This window comes from Alteromonas sp. AO-Serp, from assembly GCF_017849675.1.
Classification (GTDB): Bacteria; Pseudomonadota; Gammaproteobacteria; order Enterobacterales; family Alteromonadaceae; genus Alteromonas; species Alteromonas macleodii.
This window is the reverse complement of sequence record NZ_JAFLMX010000356.1, coordinates 1-5,144: the sequence shown is the minus strand read 5'-3', so window position 1 is coordinate 5,144 and position 5,144 is coordinate 1. Positions and strand designations below refer to the sequence as shown.

The window sequence follows — 5,144 nt, the reverse complement described above, 5'->3', positions numbered from 1 at the left end:
AGAAGGAAAATGGTTAGTTGATATATTTTCTCAAGCTAACGACTCAGGTGTTTACGACTTAATCCACCCTAATACCTTTGCGGAAGTTTCTCTTAATGAAGGCGAAATGTACGGCTTTCGTTATAGCCTGCATGGAAAAGCGGGAACGTCATTTAAAATTGAGTTAGATGACGAAGTGTTGGCTGAAGGTGAGATAGACAAATCTGAGGCGGCGTCGGGAAGTGGAGTTGTATAGCCACTAACCCCATCGCGCCGCCATAAAAATCAATGCGCGATGAATTCCTACGTTGTTTACTTGAATGCTAAGGCCTCGCTCTGACCTGAAATCAATTCAGTTTTTCCTTTTTCAGGAAATAATGTGAGCGAATTAACGTTTTGTGGGTCTTAGTTAACAAAGAAAAAGAAAAAATTTCGTAAAAGAATAGTTTTTATTGGTATTATTTCAATATTCCTTTTGCATTCTTTTTCTTTGTAAATTCATTTTCTTATATTCAACGGCATTATCATGTTTCAGCATTTCATATTAACGCGCTTTAATCTTCGAAAAAAAGGTTGGGATGAGACCAAATCTCAATCCAAAGTTTTAACTGATAGCTGGATGGAAAACAGATTGAAGCTGTTTGAGCAGTACTGTTATTCGTCTATAAAATCTCAAACGGTAAAAAACTTTGAATGGCTAGTATTTTTCGATACGAATACACCAGAAATTTATCGCGAAAAAATAAACGAGCTAGCTTCAAAATTCTCCAATTTTATCCCTATTTACACAGACGGAATGGAAAACTTTTATCCGTCTATAAAAAAAGAAATAGCGTCTAGATTAACAGCCCCTTTCCTCATAACGACGAGGCTTGATAACGATGATAGCCTTCACCAAGATTTCGTTAAAGAAGTACAGAATCAATTTTCAGAGCAATCTTTTATGGCAATTGACTTTGTTGACGGATACACGCTGCAGGTAGCGCCTCGTGTAAGGCTAGGCCTGCACTCACATGTGCATAATCCGTTTATGAGTTTAATTGAAAAAAGTGAAGATTTTAAAACCATCTGGTGTCAAGAAAGGCACGGATATTGGAGTGGTGTAAAAGAACTGACGCCTATCAGAGGAAAGCGAATGTGGATGTCGATTATTCATTTTGAAAACAAGGTGAATGAATATAAAGGCTATGGAAATGTTCCAAAAGAAAGGGTTGAAGATTTTAATTTACACCCTGCTGCCCTTGAAGACGTTATTGCAAACGTTGAAGATCCCAAAGTCAGTAGCAAAAGCGCGCTAAAGCATAAAATTAAGACAAATTGGAAGGTGAATTTTAAGCTGATGAAGAGGGCGCTATTTTCTTAAGTAGTTATCTAAAACTACTTAGTGTTCGCATCAGTATACTCTGGTTACCATTTGCTCATATTTGGGTTTAATTTAACCTGAGAAAAATGAGGGGTTCATTGATTAAGGTGAACCAGATAGTAGGGAATTCACTGTGTGAGCCGTGCAAATTAGCAAGCTGTTTGTTTAATCAAACAGCTTGCCCGTAAAACGGCTCATTAACAATTAGCCAATTACAAAAAAGGCTAATTAAGACAAACGACCTTTAAAGTCTTCGTAGCTGAATTCGCGAACCAGCTCAAAGTCGCCGTTAGAACGCAGGATGCCGATAGCAGGATGTTCTACACCGTTGAAGAAGGTGGTTTTTACCATGGTGTAATGCATCATATCCTCAAACTGTAATCGATCGCCGGTCTTAAGCGGCGCATCGAATGAGTAGGTATCAATGACATCGCCTGCAAGGCACGAATTGCCACCTAGCTTCACATTATATGCTTTTTCACTAGGCATACCCGCGCCCAAAATTGTAGGTCGATAAGGCATTTCCAGCACATCTGGCATATGTGCAGTCGCTGAAATGTCTAGAATAGCGATATCACCGTCATTTTCTACCATATCAACCACTTCGCAAATTAATGGCCCTGTCTGCCATGCGACGGCAGAGCCTGGCTCAAGGATCACGTCTAAATGTGGGTAGCGCGCCTTGAAGTCCTTTAGCGTTTTAATAAGGTGCTCAACATCATAACCTTCACGGGTCATCAGGTGTCCGCCACCTAGGTTTAACCACTTTAATTGACCAAGCCATTTGCCAAAACGCTTTTCAATGGCTTCAAGCGTGCGTGCAGTAGCAAAAGAATCACACTCACAAAGGTTGTGGCAGTGAAAACCTTCAATACCCGATAAGTCTACGCCTTCTAGCTCACTAGCACGTATGCCTAAGCGAGAACCTGGTGCAGCTGGGTCGTACAGTGGTGTATCTGCTTCTTGATGCTCAGGGTTTATGCGAAGGCCTAACGACACGCCTGCTAGCACGTCTTTATGCGCGTTCCACTGGGTCAAACTATTAAAAGACAGGTGATTAACAAGACTCGCCAATTCCTTTGCGTCATTAACCTTGTACGCAGGAGAATATGCGTGAACTTCTTTACCCATCTCTGCAGCAAGTTTCGCTTCCCAAACCGAACTGGCCGTTGCTCCGTGTAAGTACTGTTTGATGATGTCGAAGCAAGACCACATAGAAAAGCCTTTAAGCGCCAAGATAATACGCGCGCCAGATTCGTCTTGAACCCGTTTCATCAGCTCAAGGTTTTTAATTAATTTTGCTTCTTCCAGCACGTAGCAAGGAGAGGGAATATCAGTACGTTGAGTTAAATCGGTCAATGGGATAAAGCTCCAAAAAATAAAACGGCTTTCAACATTTATCAAACGCCTAATGTATTACATTACAGGTCGTAGCTCAAAACTACTCTGTATCCTACATTCCAGTAATCTGATCTAGATTTAAATAGTGGCGTTAATAAAAAAGGGCGCTTGAATTAAGCGCCCTGATGTTTCAATTATTTAGTGAAAGGGCTACCTTCACATTCGAGTACGTGCCATGGCAGACCATGCTCGTTAAGCATATCCATGAATGGGTCTGGATCGAATTGTTCCATGTTCCATACACCTGCTTCTTTCCATGTGCCGTTAAGCATAAGCGCTGCGCCAATCATCGCAGGAACACCTGTGGTGTAAGATACTGCTTGCGCGCCTACCTCTTCGTTACATTTCGCGTGGTCACAGTTGTTATAGATAAAGATAGTTTTTTCTTTGCCATCTTTAATACCTGTGATGTAAGTGCCAATGCACGTCATACCGCTATAACCTTCAGCAAGTGAGCCTGGGTTAGGAAGTACTGCTTTCAAGAACTCTAGTGGTACAATCTTCTGGCCTTGGAATTCAACTGGCTCAATGCTAGTCATACCAATACCTTCAAGTACACGCAGGTGGTTAAGGTAAGCATCGCCAAAGGTCATCCAGAAGCGTGCACGCTTAAGGGTAGGGAAGTGCTTAACAATAGACTCTAGCTCTTCGTGGAACATCAGGTAAGATGCGCGAACACCAATGTTTTGATAGTCCAGATCTTCACGTACGCTTAACGGATCGGTTTCTTTCCACTCGCCGTTTTCCCAATAGCGACCGCGTTGGGTAATCTCACGAATGTTGATTTCAGGGTTGAAGTTAGTCGCGAAAGCCTGGCCGTGATCGCCGCCATTACAGTCTACGATATCAAGATAGTGGATTTCGTCGAAGTAATGCTTAGCTGCATATGCTGTGTAAACGTTAGTTACACCTGGATCAAAGCCACTGCCAAGAAGGGCCATAATGCCCGCGTCTTTAAACTTGTCTTGGTAAGCCCACTGCCACGAGTATTCAAACTTCGCTTCGTCTTTAGGCTCGTAATTGGCGGTGTCTAGGTAATCAGTATTAGTTGCAAGACATGCATCCATGATTGGAAGGTCTTGATATGGCAACGCAAGGTTGATTACTAGGTCTGGCTTTACTTCGTTGATAAGTGCTTCCACTTCTTTTGCGTTGTCAGCATCAACAGCGAAAACACCCTTAACGCGATCTGCACCTACTTCTTGCTGTAGCGCTTCACACTTAGATACCGTGCGGCTTGCTAAGTAAATTTCGTCGAAATGTTGCGGTAAACGTGCACATTTTTTCACAGTTACCGACGCAACACCGCCAGCACCAATAATTAAAACGCGAGACATAATAACTAATCCCTAATTTTGCTAATGAATTTTGGGCTGAATGCTAGCAGACCAATGGGATTTGGCAAGCAAAGACAGCCCATGACAGTACAAAAAATTTTAATCGTAACAACGAATGTAAAAGGTATTGCACACCTACTAGCGGCCTACCTTTCAAAGGCCTCATTATTGACCGTTTATGGTCTACGCCGAGATACGTCGTTCAATAGAAGTTTGAGCTGATACGAAAGCAGACACGTTTTTAAAATTACTAACGTGTCTGCAATTCTGCTCGGTTTAAAATATAAAGTCGCTCGAATTTCAGCGGGTAACCGTATCAATTGGTGGCGATATGACTACCTTATCATCAACTTTGTAATAAGGGTAAAGAATCAAACGCTCTTCATGATTTGGTGTAGCAGTGGCTATGGCAATGGCGTCGAGGGTTTTACTGTCTTGGGTATTAACCGCCGCAGCATAAACCAATACGCTGTAGCTGTTTGTGTCGGTGGTGGTATCGATAATTCGCCACTGAAGCTGCTCGATAAGCTGTGACTCTCGCTTTTGACCTTGTGTTTCGTCGTTGAAAATACAACCTACTCGGCCGTTTTCATAGATGGCAGCAAAGGGGTAAAACACATCGCATACGGGTAACATAAGCTCACATAAGCTTAGTGACTTCGACACGAGTACGTTTAATGGCGTTGGCAATGTAACTGGACGGTCGATCATAGCGCATCTCCTGTGAGTTAGCGTTGCTGGACACTTGCTAATACCTACGCTTACTACGTCACATTAGTTTAATATTCACCATTGCGATAGCTAAACATTACCATTTCATACTAAAAGATTAAGAGACTAACCTAGGGCCTGTTGACCTTTGTTGTACATTTGGCAGCGGTCTGTGTGCCATCTAGACAAGGCGAATGTTTGACGGTTTAGTGGTTCTAAATCGAGAACGTTCAACGCAGTATAGATGGCACAAAGGCGCTGCCCGAAGGGGTCGTTATGGAAGCCTTTTACTCTTTGTCACAGTCCTTTAACTTAGCCCGCTAGGCTTGCAGGACTGTTTCGCGATTAAAAGG

The 5,144-nt window shown here is 42.5% G+C and carries 5 protein-coding genes; 2 read left to right on the top strand and 3 right to left on the bottom strand.

Features of this window, described 5'->3' with window-relative positions:
- Positions 1-235: hypothetical protein (locus QVA83_RS22280; protein ID WP_287498987.1), on the top strand; the 235-nt coding region annotated here is incomplete at its 5' end.
- 270 nt (positions 236-505) lie between these two features.
- The gene (locus QVA83_RS22275) at positions 506-1,342 is read left to right on the top strand and encodes a glycosyltransferase (RefSeq protein ID WP_156078773.1); all 837 of its coding nucleotides are present in this window, start codon (positions 506-508) and stop codon (positions 1,340-1,342) included.
- 228 nt (positions 1,343-1,570) lie between these two features.
- Here QVA83_RS22275 and nspC read toward each other — a convergent pair whose 3' ends face one another.
- From nspC to QVA83_RS22260, 3 genes are all read right to left on the bottom strand, one after another.
- Positions 1,571-2,701: a carboxynorspermidine decarboxylase gene (gene nspC, locus QVA83_RS22270; RefSeq protein WP_287498986.1), complete on the bottom strand. Its 1,131-nt coding sequence runs from the start codon at positions 2,699-2,701 to the stop codon at positions 1,571-1,573.
- Positions 2,702-2,877: 176 nt separating this feature from the next.
- The gene (locus QVA83_RS22265) at positions 2,878-4,080 is read right to left on the bottom strand and encodes a saccharopine dehydrogenase family protein (RefSeq protein WP_014950514.1); all 1,203 of its coding nucleotides are present in this window, start codon (positions 4,078-4,080) and stop codon (positions 2,878-2,880) included.
- A gap of 300 nt (positions 4,081-4,380) precedes the next feature.
- A complete protein-coding gene (locus tag QVA83_RS22260; protein ID WP_039226244.1) occupies positions 4,381-4,791 on the bottom strand; it encodes a hypothetical protein in 411 nt (136 codons plus the stop codon).
- Positions 4,792-5,144 lie beyond the last annotated feature (353 nt).

Bases quoted from the DNA above. Each gene is read 5' to 3' on its own strand.
- QVA83_RS22260 (WP_039226244.1), bottom strand. From the start codon at position 4,791: ATGATCGACCGTCCAGTTACATTGCCAACGCCATTAAACGTACTCGTG.
- QVA83_RS22265 (WP_014950514.1), bottom strand. From the start codon at position 4,080: ATGTCTCGCGTTTTAATTATTGGTGCTGGCGGTGTTGCGTCGGTAACT.
- QVA83_RS22275 (WP_156078773.1), top strand. From the start codon at position 506: ATGTTTCAGCATTTCATATTAACGCGCTTTAATCTTCGAAAAAAAGGT.